Genomic DNA, 14,919 nt, shown 5'->3' on the forward strand with positions numbered 1-14,919 from the left:
CAGACGAGGCAAGACGGGCGACGCGCATCCTGCGCAGCCGCCATCAGCTGATATAGAAGGGCTTGCCGTCAGTCGGACTGGTGATCAGTCGGCTGAAAAGCGTGCTTTCGGTGAAGCCATCGGCGTCGGTCCCGAACCGTCGAGCGGTATGAAACGATCTAGCTCGGCGTCATAAGCCAGGATTTCGCTGGTTTCGATGCTGTAGACCCAGCCATGAATGAACAATTGGCCGCTGGCCATTTTCGCTGCGACCGAAGGGTGGGTACGCAGGTGATGCAACTGGGAAATCACGTTTTCCTGAGTCAGGACCTGCATGGTTTCCAGCTCGCCGCTGCAACTGCAGTTCTGCTCGACCACTGTGCGGGCGACCTCGGCATGCCGCAACCAGGCTTTTACCGTAGGCATCTTGTCCAGGCTGTCAGGGTTGAGCACTGCACGCATGGCGCCGCAGTCGGAATGTCCGCAGACAATGATGTGTTGCACGCCCAGCGCGACAACTGCGTACTCCAGAGCTGTGGACACACCACCGTTCATCTGGCCATACGGAGGCACAACGTTACCGACGTTACGCGTCACGAACAGGTCGCCTGGCGAGCTTTGGGTAATCAGTTCAGGCACGATGCGCGAGTCGGCGCAGGTGATGAACATGGCCCGTGGCGACTGGGCGGTCGCCAGCTTCTTGAACAGTTCTTCCTGCTGGGGGAAGACCTCGTTACGAAAATGTACAAAGCCATCGACAATATGTTTCAACGCTACGTCGGCGCTGTCTGAATGGCTCGATGTGCTGGACGACGTAGCCGAATGCTGTTTACCGATGTCTGTCATGTCTTCATCCTCTCTGACGGATTGATGTGGATTCTTCATGCCTGTTTGACCAGAGCCGGATGTGATCCCTGTAAGTGGTATCACGAACAAATCCCTTGAGCGCTATCGCTGGTGACACTCCGAATTACAGACTAATCGCCCAAGCTTAAGCGAAACTGAATGCGATGGCTCTGGGACGCGGGTTTGCACGATAGTACCAAGTTCGTCACAGCAGTGACATTTGTCCTCCTGGCGGACAAAACGCATCGCAATCGAGTGTGAAGCCACCACGTTTGTTCAATCCAAGCCGTTTGATTGCCAAGGCATAGCGTTGAGCCAGTAGATCAGCAAACGGTCCTTCGCCGCGCATCCGCGAGCCAAACTGACTGTCGTACAGCGCTCCGCCGCGGCTTTGACGAATCAGGCTCATCACATGTTCGGCGCGTTGCGGGTAATGCGTCTTCAGCCATTCGTCGAACAACGGGGCGACCTCCAGCGGCAGGCGCAGCATCACGTAACTTGCGCTTAGCGCGCCTGCCGCTTTCGCCTCGCTCAGCAGCGCCTCCAGTTCGCTGTCATTGATCATCGGAATCATGGGCGCGCACAGCACCCCGACGGGAACGCCCGCCTGACGCAACACCCGAATGGCCCGCAAGCGAGCCTTGGGCGCTGCCGCCCTGGGTTCGAGGATGCATTTGAGCTCGTCATCCAGTGTAGTCAGGCTGATGAATACTGACACCAGCCGAAGTCTGGCCATCTCTGCGAGCAGGTCCAGGTCGCGCAGGATCAGCGAGCCCTTGGTAATGATGCTGACCGGGTGCCGATAGCGCAACAACACCTCAAGCGTGGCGCGAGTGATGCGGTATTCACGTTCGATAGGTTGATACGGGTCGGTATTGGCCCCTAATGTAATGGGCGCACAGCGGTAGCCTGGTTTGGAGAGCTGTTGCTCCAACAGCGCCGCTGCGTTGGTCTTGGCGATCAGCTTTGTTTCGAAATCAAGCCCCGGCGACATGTCCCAGTAGGCATGGCTGGGCCTGGCGAAACAATAGATGCAGCCATGTTCGCAGCCCCGGTAAGGGTTGATCGAGCGATCAAAGGGAATATCCGGCGAGCTGTTGCGGGTAATGATGCTTTTGGCGGTCTCGCTGGTAACCTGAGTGCCTTGGGTCAGTGGCACTTCCTGATACCAGCCGTCGTCCTCGGCCACGGACTGGCTGGGTGCGAAGCGATTATGCGGGTTGCTGGCAGTACCGCGGCCACGAACCGGATAGGGGCTGGACATCTGGCAATACTCAAATACTGTTTATGCATACAGTAAAGCATAAGGCCGTGATCTATCACTATGGCTGGCTTGTAAAACACCGCTCGTCTGACGGGCGGTGCATTGGATTTGTCCCTCGGCAGGTCAGGCATCGCCCTCGTGCGTCAGCTCCAGCACGCGGTCAACCAGCTTGTTAATGCCCGATGCAGCCTCACTGATGCTTTTGGCAACCATGTAGGCGGGCGTGCAGACCAGTTTTCGTGCTTCGTCTTCGACGATGTCATCGACAGCGCATGGCGCGTGACTGCCGCCCATTTTGGTAATGGCCGCAGCGGTATCAGGGTCGTTGCCGATGGTGCAGGTAACGCCGGGACCGTAGATCTTCGCTGCAAGTGCCGGGGTGATGCAGATCAGCCCGACCGGTTTGCCTGCTTCTGCGAACGCCTCTGCGAGTTCCAGCAGCCCGGCTTCCACCTGGCAGGCAGGGCCTTGCAGGGCAAGGTCGGAAAGGTTCTTCGCCGAGCCGAAACCGCCCGGGATGATCAGGGCGTCAAAGTCTTCTGCGTTTGCATCGCGGATGTCCTTCACGTCACCCCGTGCAATGCGCGCAGATTCGATCAGCACATTGCGCGACTCGGGCATTTCCTCGCCAGTCAGGTGGTTGATGACGTGATGCTGGGCGATGTTCGGCGCAAAGCACTGGACCTGCGCACCACGTTGATCCAGACGAAGCAGGGTGAGGACGCTTTCATGGATTTCGGCACCGTCATAGACGCCACAACCGGACAGGATTACAGCCACTTTTTTCTGCATCGATTCGGCTCCTTGTACTTGAGCAATCTAAGGCTTCTTTTAATTCGTCCATTAATTGATCGCTTTATGGGCCGAGTGTTCAGTTGACGCGTTACAGACTACGCAAAAATGCGTGGGGAAGGGTGATGCTCGCAAGGTCAGGCAGCGGCGGCGCACTGCCGCCGAGTGAGGCCTGTCAGCCTGCACTCGGGGAAGGAAACGGAGAAATTACTCGTCTGATTTTTTCGTCAGGTCGACGGGCACGGGGACAGGTGTATCCAGATCGGACGCCGCTGCAGATGCACAGAAGCGGCTCTTTTCTTCACGCTCTTCACGGGCAATACGCGCGTTCTTGATGCGTCGGCGCAGCCACAGACCAAGGCCGAGCAATATCAGCGCACCCAGCACCCAGAGTTCGTATTTCTTGACGTTGCCCAGCAAGCCCTCGAGAACCGCGCCGAAATGGTAGGCCGCCGAACCCAGTGCAGCCGCCCAGACAGCCGCGCCGATACCGTTGAGTAGCAGGTAACGCCCCGGTGGGTAGCCTGACAGGCCGATGGCCACCGGCATGACCGTTCGCAGGCCATACACGAAGCGGAAGCTCAATACCCATATATCCGGGTGCTTGCGCACCAGCCGCAGGGCCTTGTCGCCCATGAGTTGCCAGCGGGGCTTGCGCGCCAGGAGCTTGCGGCCGTGTTTGCGCCCCATGAAATACCACAACTGGTCACCCGCATAGCTGCCGCAGAAGGCAACGAGGATGACGATATTGAGGTCCATGTATCCGCGAAACGCCAGAAAGCCGGCGAGAACCAGAATGGTCTCGCCTTCAAAAAAGGTGCCGAGGAACAGGGCAAAGTAGCCGAATTCGTTCAAGAAATTCTGGAGCATTGTCTGGATGCTGGCGAAATGAACGCGCAGCCTAACGCGCCCAAGACAATGATGAAAGTGTCGATATGTGTCTCGACGTTAAAGATTCTTACAACCACAATGGTTGGATCCTCATAAGGGCCATGACCGCGACGTGCAGTCGCAGGTCGAACCATGACTGTCACACATTGGTCATAATGGCGGCTTATAACTGTCGCGCTTGCCCGCGTAAGCGGGCTCAGGAGTCTCGCCGTGAGCTTTACCCCCGCAAACCGCCTGTTTCCTCTCACTCGTCTGCGCCGTAATCGCCGCGACGACTTTTCCCGTAGGCTGGTGCGTGAAAACGTTGTCACCGTTGATGATCTGATTCTCCCCGTATTCGTCCTCGATGGTGAAAACCGTCGTGAATCCATTGCCTCAATGCCTGGCGTCGAGCGTCTCAGTGTCGATCTGTTGCTTGAGGAAGCCGAGCACTGGGTCGCACTGGGCATTCCAGCGCTGGCCTTGTTCCCGGTAACGCCGGCCGAGAAAAAATCTCTGGACGGCGCTGAAGCCTGGAACCCGGATGGCATTGCGCAACGCGCCACCCGCGCGTTGCGTGACCGTTTCCCGGAGCTGGGCGTCATCACTGATGTGGCGCTGGACCCGTTTACCACCCATGGTCAGGACGGCATCCTTGACGAAGAGGGCTATGTGCAGAACGACATCACTGTCGATGCACTGGTGAAGCAGGCCTTGTCGCACGCCGATGCAGGCGCTCAGGTGATCGCACCTTCGGACATGATGGACGGTCGCATCCAGGCCATCCGTGAGTCGCTGGAGCTGGCCGGGCACGTCAATGTGCGGATCATGGCCTACTCGGCCAAATACGCCAGTGCCTATTACGGCCCGTTCCGTGATGCGGTGGGTTCTTCGCTGAATCTGGGCAAGGCCAACAAGGCGTCCTATCAGATGGACCCGGCCAACAGCAACGAGGCACTGCACGAAGTCGCAGCTGACCTGGCTGAAGGTGCCGACATGGTGATGGTCAAGCCGGGCATGCCTTATCTGGACATCCTGCACAGGGTCAAGGATGAGTTCAAAGTGCCGACCTTTGTCTATCAGGTCAGTGGTGAATACGCGATGCACATGGCAGCAATCCAGAATGGTTGGCTGAGTGAAGGGGTTATTCTCGAGTCCCTCACGGCCTTCAAACGCGCCGGTGCCGACGGCATCCTTACCTACTTCGCTGTTCGCGCCGCTCAACTGTTGAAGGGGCAATAGCCTCACAGGATCATTCATGAATACCGAAGCACTCATCGAAGCCGCTGTTGAAGTCGATGTTCCGCAGGCGACGCCCGCGGTTGAACCTGACATCGAAGTAATCCCGGCCATTGAGGCACCTGCCGCTACAGTGCCTGCTATCGTCGCTCCGAACCTGGACGACAGCAGCCTGTATATCCACCGTGAACTGTCCCAATTGCAGTTCAACATCCGGGTACTGGAACAGGCGCTCGATGAGTCCTACCCGTTGCTGGAGCGGCTGAAGTTCCTGCTGATCTTCTCCAGCAACCTCGATGAGTTCTTCGAGATTCGTGTCGCAGGTCTGAAGAAACAGATCACCTTTGCCCGTGAACAGGCCGGGGCCGACGGTTTGCAGCCGCATCAGGCGTTGGCCAGAATCAGCGAGCTGGTGCATGGTCATGTTGATCGCCAGTACGCGATCCTCAACGACATTCTGCTCCCTGAGCTGGAAAAGCATCAGGTCCGCTTCATTCGTCGTCGTCACTGGACGGCCAAGCTCAAGGCCTGGGTACGTCGCTACTTCCGTGACGAGATCGCGCCGATCATCACCCCGATCGGTCTGGACCCGACCCACCCGTTCCCGTTGCTGGTCAACAAGAGCCTGAACTTCATTGTCGAGCTCGAAGGTATCGACGCCTTCGGTCGCGACTCGGGCCTTGCGATCATTCCGGCACCGCGTTTGCTGCCGCGTGTCATCAAGGTGCCGGAAGAGGTCTGTGGCCCTGGCGACAACTTCGTTTTCCTGTCGTCGATGATCCACGCTCACGCTGACGATCTGTTTCAGGGCATGAAGGTCAAGGGCTGCTACCAGTTCCGTCTGACCCGAAACGCCGATCTGGCGCTGGACTCGGAAGACGTGGAAGACCTGGCACGTGCCCTTCGCGGTGAGCTGTTCTCGCGTCGCTACGGCGATGCGGTACGTCTGGAGGTAGCGGATACCTGCCCCAAACACCTGTCGGACTACCTGCTCAAACAGTTCAACCTGAACGAGTCCGAGCTGTATCAGGTCAACGGGCCGGTCAACCTGACGCGCCTGTTCAGTATTACTGGCCTGGACAGCCACCCTGAATTGCAATACCCGCCGTTCACGCCAGCGATCCCCAAACTGCTGCAGAACAGCGAAAACATTTTCAGCGTGATCAGCAAGCAGGACATTCTGCTGCTGCACCCTTTCGAGTCGTTCACCCCGGTTGTCGACCTGCTGCGTCAGGCGGCAAAGGATCCACACGTTCTGGCTGTGCGCCAGACGCTGTACCGCAGCGGTGCGAACTCGGAAATCGTCGATGCGCTGGTCGATGCGGCGCGTAACGGCAAAGAGGTCACCGCGGTGATCGAACTGCGCGCCCGTTTTGACGAAGAGTCCAACCTGCAACTGGCCAGCCGTCTTCAGGCTGCCGGTGCGGTGGTGATCTACGGTGTGGTTGGCTTCAAGACCCACGCCAAGATGATGCTGATCCTGCGTCGCGAAGCTGGCGAGATCGTGCGTTACGCCCACCTCGGGACCGGTAACTATCACGCCGGTAACGCGCGTCTTTACACCGACTACAGCCTGCTGACCTCTGACGACGCATTGTGCGAAGACGTCGGCAAACTGTTCAGTCAGCTGATCGGCATGGGTAAAACGCTGCGCATGAAGAAACTGCTGCATGCGCCGTTCACGCTCAAGAAAGGCATGCTCGACATGATTGCCCGCGAGACGCAGTTTGCGCTCGACGGCAAGCCAGCGCACATCATCGCCAAGTTCAACTCGCTGACCGATCCGAAGATCATTCGCGCGTTGTACAAGGCCAGTCAGTCCGGTGTGCGCATCGATCTGGTGGTGCGCGGCATGTGCTGTTTGCGTCCGGGCATCGCCGGGGTTTCGCACAACATCCATGTGCGCTCGATCATCGGCCGATTCCTGGAGCACACGCGGGTGTTCTACTTCCTCAACGGCGGCGACGAGCAAATGTTCCTGTCGAGTGCCGACTGGATGGAGCGCAACCTCGACAAGCGTGTCGAGACCTGCTTCCCGGTGGAAGGCAAGAAATTGATTCTGCGTGTGAAGAAAGAGCTGGAAAGCTACCTGACCGACAACACCCACAGCTGGCTGTTGCAGCCAGACGGGCGTTACGTGCGTAGCATGCCGACCGGCAATCAGAACGCCCGAAGCGCCCAGGCGACCCTGCTGGAGCGCCTGAGCAACCCGGTTCTCAGCGTACGCTGAAGACGATGCCGACTCGGGTCAGCCACTCCGCTTCCAGCGCGAAGTCGGCCTGAGTCAGCTGGTTGTTTTCCAGCCAGCCTGTGGGGAACTCGGCGTCCAGATTCGGGCCGTCGGCACGCAGGATCACACGCGGCATCTCCTGGGTGCCACGAATGTGGTGAAACAGAATCGCAAAGCGCAACAACACGCACAGGCGAATCAGCTTGATGCCTTCTGCGCCGAAATCGGCGAACTTGTCCTTGGGAATATTACGGCGATGACCGCGCACCAGCAGAGCGAGCATTTGCTGGTCTTCGCGGGAGAAACCGGCAAGGTCAGAGTGCTCGATCAGGTACGCGCCGTGCTTGTGGTAGTGATAGTGAGCAATGTCCAGGCCGATCTCATGCACCTTGGCGGCCCAGCTCAGCAGTTCGGCGTAGCTCTCGTGTTGCAATTCCCAGCTTTCGGCAACCTGCTCCAGCGCATGCAGCGCCTTGGCTTCGACGCGTGCGGCCTGTTCCAGATCAACATGGTAGCGCTCCATCAGCGAGCTGAGCGTGCGCTCACGCACGTCTTCGTGATGGTGGCGGCCCATCAGGTCGTACAGCACGCCTTCACGCAGGGCACCTTCGCAGTGATCCATGCGCTTGAGCTCAAGCGCATCGAAGATCGCTTCAAGAATCGCCAGGCCTGCGGGGAAAATCGCGCGGCGGTCGGGCTTGATGCCGTCGAAGTCGATCTTTTCGACGTCACCCAGCTTGAACAGCTTGCGCTTGAGCCAGGCCAGCCCTTCGGCATTGACCTCGCCAGCGCCGTAACCGTTGGCTTTGAGTGCAAGGCCGATAGCGCGAATGGTGCCTGACGAACCGATGGCTTCATCCCACTTCAGGCGATGCAGCGCATGTTCGATGCTCATGATTTCCAGGCGGGCAGCGGTGTAGGCCTGTGCGTAACGCGCGGGTGTCACCTTGCCGTCGCGGAAGTAGCGCTGAGTAAAACTCACGCAGCCCATCTGCAGGCTTTCACGCAGCAGCGGCTCAAAGCGCTGGCCGATGATGAATTCGGTACTGCCGCCGCCGATGTCGGCGACCAGTCGCTTGCCGGGGGTGTCGGCCAGCGTGTGCGAAACGCCCAGATAAATGAGGCGCGCTTCTTCGCGGCCGGAGATCACTTCCACCGGATGGCCGAGAATCTCTTCGGCGCGATGAATGAAGTCGTTGCGGTTGCGGGCTTCGCGTAGCGCGTTGGTCCCCACGATGCGTACGGCACCGGGCGGCAGGCCATTGATCAGCTGGGCAAAACGTTTCAGGCAGTCGAGACCGCGCTGCATGGATTCTTCAGTCAACTGGCGTTCTTCGTCGATGCCAGCGGCCAACTGCACCTTCTCGCCCAGGCGCTCAAGAATGCGAATTTCGCCCTGATTGGCTTTTGCCACAACCATATGAAAGCTGTTGGAGCCCAGGTCGATGGCGGCGATCAGTGAAAAATTCTTGGGTGTTGAGTGCGGCATGGTCAGGAAATCCAGTTCGATAACCGGACCATCGTGCCACGATCCATGCCTGCCGCCAACGCGAAGCTGTCCAGGCAGCGGAAATACCCGGTATTACTCTTGTGAGATGGCGGATGGCTAGCTAATCAATGTGATAGTTATGTCATTGTCGTGCCGATGCTTTGCGTTCCCTCGTTGGAGTGCTCGGCGTTATACACAGTCCGGACAATTGAGCTTACAGGCTTCTGGCCGAAGGCCGTGGGAGCGAACTTGTTCGCGAAGGCGGTGTGCCAGGCGACGCATCTTCGGCGGATGTACCGGCCCTTTCGCGAACAAGTTCGCTCCCACAGGGGCGTCCACTACTGCGTTCCTACACTGGAGGAACGATGACCCCACCTATCGTGCGACGCTCTGCGTCGGCTCTTGTCAGGCGTGCTCCACGGTGCCGATGAAGTTCGCCAGTTCCGGGGTTTTCGGGTTGGCGAAGAGTACTTTCGGGTCGCCCACTTCATGCACTTTGCCCTGGTGCATGAACACCAGCTTGTCGCCCACTTCACGGGCGAAGCGCATTTCGTGGGTCACCATGATCAGGGTCATGCCGTCGGCAGCCAGCTGGCGCACCACGCTGAGCACTTCGTTGACCAGCTCCGGGTCCAGCGCCGAGGTGATTTCGTCGCACAGCAACACCTTGGGCGACATCGCCAGTGCGCGGGCAATCGCCACGCGTTGCTGCTGGCCACCGGACAGGCGATCCGGGAAGGCGTCGAACTTCTCGCCCAGCCCGACGCGCTCCAGCATCTTTCTCGCCAGCTTCGCGGCTTCGGCCTTGGGCACCTTCTGCACGACCTGCGGCGCGAGCATCACGTTCTCGCCCACGCTCAGATGCGGGAACAGGTTGAACTGCTGAAACACCATGCCGACCTTCTGACGCAGGGTGCGCAGATCGGCGCGTGCGGCGTCCAGATATTCGCCATCGACCTCGATCACACCATCGTTGATCGACTCCAGGCCGTTGAGCGTGCGCAACAGGGTACTTTTGCCCGAGCCGCTGCGACCAATGATTGCCACGACCTGGCCCTCTTCGACCGACAGATCGATGCCTTTGAGTACGTGATGATCGCCATAGTATTTATGCAGGGCGGAAATTCTAAGCAGAGGCATGCAGTCTCCTTTCCAGATGGCGCGCGCACAGCGACAAGGGGTAGCACAGGATGAAGTAGCCCAGAGCAACGAAGCCATAGACCATGAAAGGTTCGAACGTAGCGTTGGCCAGCATACTGCCGGTCTTGGTCAATTCGGTGAAGCCGATGATCGACGTCACCGCGGTGCCTTTGACCACCTGCACGGAAAAGCCGACCGTTGGCGCAACTGCGATACGCAGCGCCTGAGGCAATATCACGTAGCGCATCTGCTCGAACGGGGTCATCGCCAGGCTGGCAGACGCTTCCCACTGGCCCTTGGAGATCGACTCCACGCAGCCGCGCCAGATCTCGGCGAGGTAGGCGCTGGTAAACAGCGTCAAGGCCAGCGCTGCCGCTGCCCAGGGCGAAATGTTCATGCCCATCAGGGCAACACCGAAGAACACCAGAAACAGTTGCATCAGCAATGGTGTGCCTTGAAACAATTCTATATAGAGCTTGGCGGTCACACGCGGGCCGGTTTTTTCCGAGGTACGCATGCCCATCACCAGCAAGCCGATCAAGCCACCGCCAATGAAGGCCACCAGCGACAGGGCAACGGTCCATTGCAGGCCGATCAGCAGATTGCGCAGGATGTCCCAGAGGGTGAAATCCATCAGCTGTTCCTCGATATGTAGCGACGCCCGATCCAGGCCAGCAGTTGCCTGATCAGCAGCGCCATGGCCAGGTAAATCAGCGTGGTCACAATGTAGGTTTCGAACGAGCGGAAGTTGCGCGACTGAATGAAGTTGGCAAAGAAGCTCAGTTCTTCAGTGGCAATCTGCGAGCAGACCGCCGAGCCCAGCATCACAATGATGATCTGGCTGCTCAGTGCCGGCCAGACCTTGCCCAGCGCCGGAACCAGCACCACGTAGCGAAACGCTTCATAACGATTCATCGCCAGCGCTGCCGACGCTTCAAGCTGTCCCTTGGGAATCGCCTGGATGCCTGCCCGAATGATTTCTGTCGAGTAGGCGCCCAGGTTGATTACCATCGCCAGCACCGCTGCCTGCCATTCCGAGATCTGCACGCCCAGCGACGGCAGGCCGAAGAAAATGAAGAACAGCTGGACCAGAAACGGTGTGTTGCGGATCAGCTCGACATAGATCGCAAAGATCGTCGCAAAGGGCTGGATCTTCCAGGCCCTCACGACGGCACCGACAATGCCGAGGCTGACGCCCAGCAGGGTGCCAATGGCCGTCAGTTCCAGCGTGAACAAAGCCCCGCGCAACAGCACATCAATGTTCTGCAGGACCGGTGTAAAGTCGAAATGATAAGCCATTGGTGAATCCTGTTACCGGAAAGCAGTGATCAGAGATCGGCAGGCAGCGGTTGCTTCAGCCATTTCTGCGACGCTTTTTCCAGCGCGCCGTCAGCCTTGGCGGCGTTGAGGATCTCGTCGACCTTGCCCAGCAGTTCCGGCTGGCCTTTGTTTACGCCGACATAAACAGGCGAATCCTTGAGTTTCACTTTCAGCGCTGGAATGCGCTTGGGGTTGCGCTCGCTGATAGCGACCATCACCACGTTGCCGCTGGCGATCAGGTCGGTCTGGCCAGCCAGGTAGGCGGCGATGGTCGAGTTGTTATCTTCAAAGCGCTTGATGGTTGCGCCTTCCGGTGCAACTTTCGACAGCTCGATGTCTTCGATCGCGCCACGGGTAACACTGATGGTCTTGCCTTTCAGGTCAGCGATGTCCTTGACCGGAGAATCAGGTGGGCCGAATACCGCCAGGTAGAACGGCGCGTACGCGCGGGAGAAATCGATGACTTTCTCGCGATCCGGGTTCTTGCCCAGGCTGGAGATCACCAGATCAACCTTGCCGGTGGTCAGGAACGGGATGCGGTTGGTGCTGTTGACCGGCGTCAGTTCCAGCTTGACCTTCAATTGGTCGGCCAGCAGTTGCGCGGTGTCGATGTCCAGGCCGCGAGGCTTCATGTCCGGACCGACCGAACCGAATGGCGGGAAGTCCTGCGGAACGGCCACCTTCAAGGTGCCACGCGCTACAACGTCGTCCAGGCCGTTGGCGTGGGCGGGTGTCTGGCTCAGCATCAGGCTGGCAAACAGTGCAGCAAGCAGGGCGCTGTAACGCTTGGTCATAGAAATCTCCGGGCGAAACGTAGGATGTTGGTCCGTCTCCAGTGCACAGCGCATGCCATCAGGCGATGACGTGCCATAACTCAAGCTTTTCAGCGTGTTTATGGTCTTACTGGTCTGACCAGTAAAGGTGTGGCTCGCCCTGCTTTGGCGCGTTGAAAAGTGCTGCCGCCCCAGCACTGGGCGTCGCTTGCCGAATCTTCGGGATGGCGATAAAAGGGATTTTTACTGGACTGACTGGCCTGAACAGTGATGCCCCACACCTCACTCGCAGTACCCGAATCAGCCCTCCGGGCCATTCGCAAGTTGATTGCCGAGCAAGGCTACAAGCCCGGCGAAAGCCTGCCATCGCAGCGCGATCTGGCTGTTTTGCTGGGAGTCAGTCGTGCTTCATTGCGTGAGGCCTTGTCATCGCTCAGCGCATTGGGAGTGGTCAGCGTCCAGCCGGGTAAAGGCGTGTTCGTGCAGTCCATTTCTGAACCAGAACAGCGCACGAGTGGTTTTTCCTGGCCTTTTGAGGCACAGGTTTCTCCGGCCGACACGTTTCAACTGCGTTACGCGCTGGAAGGCTTCGCCGCGGGCCTGGCAGCCGTCACCCTCACCGCTGATGAACGAGACGTGCTTGAAGACAATGTCGAGGCCATGCGTCTGGAATTGCGTGCCGGCGACTTCGAGGCCGCAGCCCGGCTGGACTTCGAGTTTCACCGGCATATTCTGGTCGCCAGTGGCAATCAGGCCATGCTGGGGATCGTGACCGCAGGTGCCGACATCTTCCTTGAGAGCCAGAAAATGCCGTTCATACGTGCGGCAAGGGTCATGGAAACCTGGCAGGAGCACCGCAAGATCCTTCGCGCGCTGGCCCGGCATGCGTCGGGGCCCGCGCAAAAGGCCATGCAGGATCACATCCGTGGCGCAGCGCTTCGTACTGGGATTGTGTTCGTTTCGCCTTCCAGCTGAGGCTCTGCCATAACTCCAGTCATGCACCACCATAGCCAGACTCAATGAACCTTCGCTTCCTGAATGACTTGCGGCCCGCTATGATGAGCGTCGTTTTTCGCCTATGACCTCGGAGACTTCCATGAGCAACGAAAAGATCAAACACGTCACCGACGCTAACTTCGAAGCCGAAGTACTCAAGGCTGAGGGTGCTGTGCTTGTAGATTACTGGGCTGAGTGGTGCGGTCCGTGCAAGATGATTGCCCCGGTGCTGGACGAAATCGCCGACACCTATGCCGGCAAGCTGACAATTGCCAAGCTGAATATTGACGAGAATCAGGAAACCCCTGCCAAGCATGGCGTGCGCGGTATCCCGACGTTGATGCTGTTCAAGGATGGCAACGTAGAAGCTACCAAAGTGGGCGCTCTGTCGAAGTCGCAGTTGGCCGCGTTTCTCGACGCCAACATCTGAAGCACTTCAAAGCCCCGCAAATAGCGGGGTTTTTTTCGGGTGTCGTACTAGACGCCTGGAAAATCAGGTGGTACATTCGGCCCCGCAACGGCTTCTCCGTTGCCCCCTGCTAGCCGTCGCCGACGCTCTCCTTTCGATTTAGTACGCGATCCTGTCGCCTTTTCTGCGGCGCGGCCTCATTAAGCCAAAAGCTTAATTTCCCCCTCCATACATGATTACGTCATTCCCCATATGAACCTGACTGAACTCAAGCAAAAGCCGATTACCGAATTGCTCGAAATGGCCGAACAGGCTGGCATAGAAAATATGGCCCGTTCGCGCAAGCAGGACGTCATTTTTTCCCTGCTCAAACGGCACGCCAAAAGTGGCGAGGAAATATCCGGTGATGGCGTGCTGGAGATTCTCCAGGACGGCTTCGGTTTCCTGCGCTCTGCAGACGCTTCCTACCTGGCCGGCCCGGATGACATCTATGTCTCCCCTAGCCAGATCCGCCGCTTCAACCTGCGTACCGGCGACACCATCGTTGGCAAGATCCGTCCACCAAAGGAAGGTGAGCGTTATTTCGCTCTGCTCAAGGTCGACACGATCAACTACGACCGTCCGGAAAACGCCAAGAACAAGATTCTGTTCGAAAACCTGACGCCGTTGTTCCCGACTATTCGCATGAAGATGGAAGCCGGTAACGGTTCCACCGAAGACCTGACCGGTCGTGTGATCGATCTGTGCGCACCGATCGGTAAAGGTCAGCGTGGTCTGATCGTTGCTCCGCCGAAAGCGGGCAAGACCATCATGCTGCAGAACATCGCGTCGAACATCACGCGTAACAACCCGGAAGTGCACCTGATCGTTCTGCTGATCGATGAGCGTCCGGAAGAAGTAACCGAAATGCAGCGCACCGTGCGCGGCGAAGTGGTTGCCTCGACATTCGACGAACCGCCAACCCGTCACGTACAGGTTGCCGAAATGGTGATCGAGAAGGCCAAGCGCCTGGTCGAGCACAAGAAAGACGTCGTCATCCTGCTTGACTCCATCACCCGCCTGGCTCGCGCCTACAACACCGTCATCCCGAGCTCCGGCAAGGTACTGACCGGTGGCGTCGATGCTCATGCGCTCGAGAAGCCAAAGCGTTTCTTCGGTGCTGCGCGAAACATCGAAGAAGGCGGCTCGTTGACTATCATCGCCACCGCACTGGTTGAAACCGGTTCGAAGATGGATGAAGTCATCTACGAAGAGTTCAAGGGTACTGGCAACATGGAGCTGCCTCTGGATCGCAAGATCGCAGAGAAGCGTGTGTTCCCGGCCATCAACATCAACCGCTCCGGCACACGCCGTGAAGAGCTGTTGACCGCTGATGACGAGTTGCAGCGCATGTGGATCCTGCGCAAGCTGCTGCACCCGATGGACGAAGTCGCGGCTATCGAGTTCCTGATCGACAAGCTCAAGCAGACCAAGACCAACGATGAGTTCTTCCTGTCCATGAAACGCAAGTAACTGGCAGGCTGAAACAAAGAATGGTGTCCTTCGGGGCACCATTTTTTTTGCCCGCGCGCC

General features: G+C 58.4%; 14 protein-coding genes. 5 read left to right on the forward strand and 9 right to left on the reverse strand.

The genetic code is table 11. The annotated features are described in order from the left end of the window. Window positions 1–84: 84 nt before the first annotated feature. From RYC18_RS24330 to RYC18_RS24345, 4 genes are all read right to left on the reverse strand, one after another. Window positions 85–825, reverse strand: a complete 741-nt coding sequence (locus RYC18_RS24330; protein ID WP_004655211.1) for a carbonic anhydrase — start codon at window positions 823–825, stop codon at window positions 85–87. 205 nt (window positions 826–1,030) lie between these two features. Beyond that, the gene (locus RYC18_RS24335) at window positions 1,031–2,089 is read right to left on the reverse strand and encodes a PA0069 family radical SAM protein (RefSeq protein ID WP_004655208.1); all 1,059 of its coding nucleotides are present in this window, start codon (window positions 2,087–2,089) and stop codon (window positions 1,031–1,033) included. 123 nt (window positions 2,090–2,212) lie between these two features. Then, the gene (gene elbB / locus RYC18_RS24340; RefSeq protein WP_004655205.1) at window positions 2,213–2,881 is read right to left on the reverse strand and encodes an isoprenoid biosynthesis glyoxalase ElbB; all 669 of its coding nucleotides are present in this window, start codon (window positions 2,879–2,881) and stop codon (window positions 2,213–2,215) included. A 207-nt stretch (window positions 2,882–3,088) separates the two neighbouring features. Further along, window positions 3,089–3,751: a DedA family protein gene (locus RYC18_RS24345; RefSeq protein WP_004655204.1), complete on the reverse strand. Its 663-nt coding sequence runs from the start codon at window positions 3,749–3,751 to the stop codon at window positions 3,089–3,091. A gap of 231 nt (window positions 3,752–3,982) precedes the next feature. Here RYC18_RS24345 and hemB point away from each other — a divergent pair, with 231 nt between their 5' ends. Together hemB and ppk1 are read left to right on the forward strand one after the other, a co-directional pair. Beyond that, a complete protein-coding gene (hemB, locus tag RYC18_RS24350; RefSeq protein ID WP_004655202.1) occupies window positions 3,983–4,993 on the forward strand; it encodes a porphobilinogen synthase in 1,011 nt (336 codons plus the stop codon). Window positions 4,994–5,009: 16 nt separating this feature from the next. After that, window positions 5,010–7,220: a polyphosphate kinase 1 gene (gene ppk1 / locus RYC18_RS24355; RefSeq protein ID WP_004655199.1), complete on the forward strand. Its 2,211-nt coding sequence runs from the start codon at window positions 5,010–5,012 to the stop codon at window positions 7,218–7,220. Here ppk1 and ppx read toward each other — a convergent pair. The 5 genes from ppx to RYC18_RS24380 all read right to left on the reverse strand — a co-directional run bounded on the left by ppx (window position 7,207) and on the right by RYC18_RS24380 (window position 11,963). Next, window positions 7,207–8,709 carry an exopolyphosphatase gene (gene ppx / locus RYC18_RS24360; RefSeq protein ID WP_005731673.1) on the reverse strand — a complete coding sequence of 501 codons (1,503 nt, stop codon included), beginning with the start codon at window positions 8,707–8,709 and terminating at the stop codon, window positions 7,207–7,209. The genes ppk1 and ppx overlap by 14 nt on opposite strands. A gap of 405 nt (window positions 8,710–9,114) precedes the next feature. Next, window positions 9,115–9,849: an amino acid ABC transporter ATP-binding protein gene (locus tag RYC18_RS24365; protein ID WP_003317352.1), complete on the reverse strand. Its 735-nt coding sequence runs from the start codon at window positions 9,847–9,849 to the stop codon at window positions 9,115–9,117. After that, window positions 9,836–10,486, reverse strand: a complete 651-nt coding sequence (locus RYC18_RS24370) for an amino acid ABC transporter permease (RefSeq protein ID WP_032074436.1) — start codon at window positions 10,484–10,486, stop codon at window positions 9,836–9,838. The genes RYC18_RS24365 and RYC18_RS24370 overlap by 14 nt, the downstream gene beginning before the upstream one ends. Further along, window positions 10,483–11,148: an amino acid ABC transporter permease gene (locus tag RYC18_RS24375; protein WP_004666535.1), complete on the reverse strand. Its 666-nt coding sequence runs from the start codon at window positions 11,146–11,148 to the stop codon at window positions 10,483–10,485. The genes RYC18_RS24370 and RYC18_RS24375 overlap by 4 nt, the downstream gene beginning before the upstream one ends. A 29-nt stretch (window positions 11,149–11,177) precedes the next feature. After that, window positions 11,178–11,963 carry a transporter substrate-binding domain-containing protein gene (locus tag RYC18_RS24380; protein ID WP_002551557.1) on the reverse strand — a complete coding sequence of 262 codons (786 nt, stop codon included), beginning with the start codon at window positions 11,961–11,963 and terminating at the stop codon, window positions 11,178–11,180. A gap of 249 nt (window positions 11,964–12,212) precedes the next feature. Here RYC18_RS24380 and RYC18_RS24385 point away from each other — a divergent pair, with 249 nt between their 5' ends. The 3 genes from RYC18_RS24385 to rho all read left to right on the forward strand — a co-directional run bounded on the left by RYC18_RS24385 (window position 12,213) and on the right by rho (window position 14,859). Continuing rightward, a complete protein-coding gene (locus RYC18_RS24385) occupies window positions 12,213–12,917 on the forward strand; it encodes a FadR/GntR family transcriptional regulator (RefSeq protein WP_002551558.1) in 705 nt (234 codons plus the stop codon). 121 nt (window positions 12,918–13,038) lie between these two features. Further along, a complete protein-coding gene (trxA, locus tag RYC18_RS24390) occupies window positions 13,039–13,368 on the forward strand; it encodes a thioredoxin TrxA (RefSeq protein ID WP_005744794.1) in 330 nt (109 codons plus the stop codon). Window positions 13,369–13,599: 231 nt separating this feature from the next. Next, window positions 13,600–14,859, forward strand: a complete 1,260-nt coding sequence (rho, locus tag RYC18_RS24395) for a transcription termination factor Rho (RefSeq protein ID WP_002551560.1) — start codon at window positions 13,600–13,602, stop codon at window positions 14,857–14,859. Window positions 14,860–14,919 lie beyond the last annotated feature (60 nt).

The sequence above is a fragment of the Pseudomonas syringae group sp. 247E2 genome, from assembly GCF_032587795.1.
Taxonomy (GTDB): Bacteria; Pseudomonadota; Gammaproteobacteria; order Pseudomonadales; family Pseudomonadaceae; genus Aquipseudomonas; species Aquipseudomonas amygdali.

Bases quoted from the DNA above. Each gene is read 5' to 3' on its own strand.
- RYC18_RS24330 (WP_004655211.1), bottom strand. From the start codon at position 825: ATGACAGACATCGGTAAACAGCATTCGGCTACGTCGTCCAGCACATCG.
- RYC18_RS24335 (WP_004655208.1), bottom strand. From the start codon at position 2,089: ATGTCCAGCCCCTATCCGGTTCGTGGCCGCGGTACTGCCAGCAACCCG.
- elbB (WP_004655205.1), bottom strand. From the start codon at position 2,881: ATGCAGAAAAAAGTGGCTGTAATCCTGTCCGGTTGTGGCGTCTATGAC.
- RYC18_RS24345 (WP_004655204.1), bottom strand. From the start codon at position 3,751: ATGCTCCAGAATTTCTTGAACGAATTCGGCTACTTTGCCCTGTTCCTC.
- ppk1 (WP_004655199.1), top strand. From the start codon at position 5,010: ATGAATACCGAAGCACTCATCGAAGCCGCTGTTGAAGTCGATGTTCCG.
- ppx (WP_005731673.1), bottom strand. From the start codon at position 8,709: ATGCCGCACTCAACACCCAAGAATTTTTCACTGATCGCCGCCATCGAC.
- RYC18_RS24365 (WP_003317352.1), bottom strand. From the start codon at position 9,849: ATGCCTCTGCTTAGAATTTCCGCCCTGCATAAATACTATGGCGATCAT.
- RYC18_RS24375 (WP_004666535.1), bottom strand. From the start codon at position 11,148: ATGGCTTATCATTTCGACTTTACACCGGTCCTGCAGAACATTGATGTG.
- RYC18_RS24380 (WP_002551557.1), bottom strand. From the start codon at position 11,963: ATGACCAAGCGTTACAGCGCCCTGCTTGCTGCACTGTTTGCCAGCCTG.
- RYC18_RS24385 (WP_002551558.1), top strand. From the start codon at position 12,213: ATGCCCCACACCTCACTCGCAGTACCCGAATCAGCCCTCCGGGCCATT.
- trxA (WP_005744794.1), top strand. From the start codon at position 13,039: ATGAGCAACGAAAAGATCAAACACGTCACCGACGCTAACTTCGAAGCC.
- rho (WP_002551560.1), top strand. From the start codon at position 13,600: ATGAACCTGACTGAACTCAAGCAAAAGCCGATTACCGAATTGCTCGAA.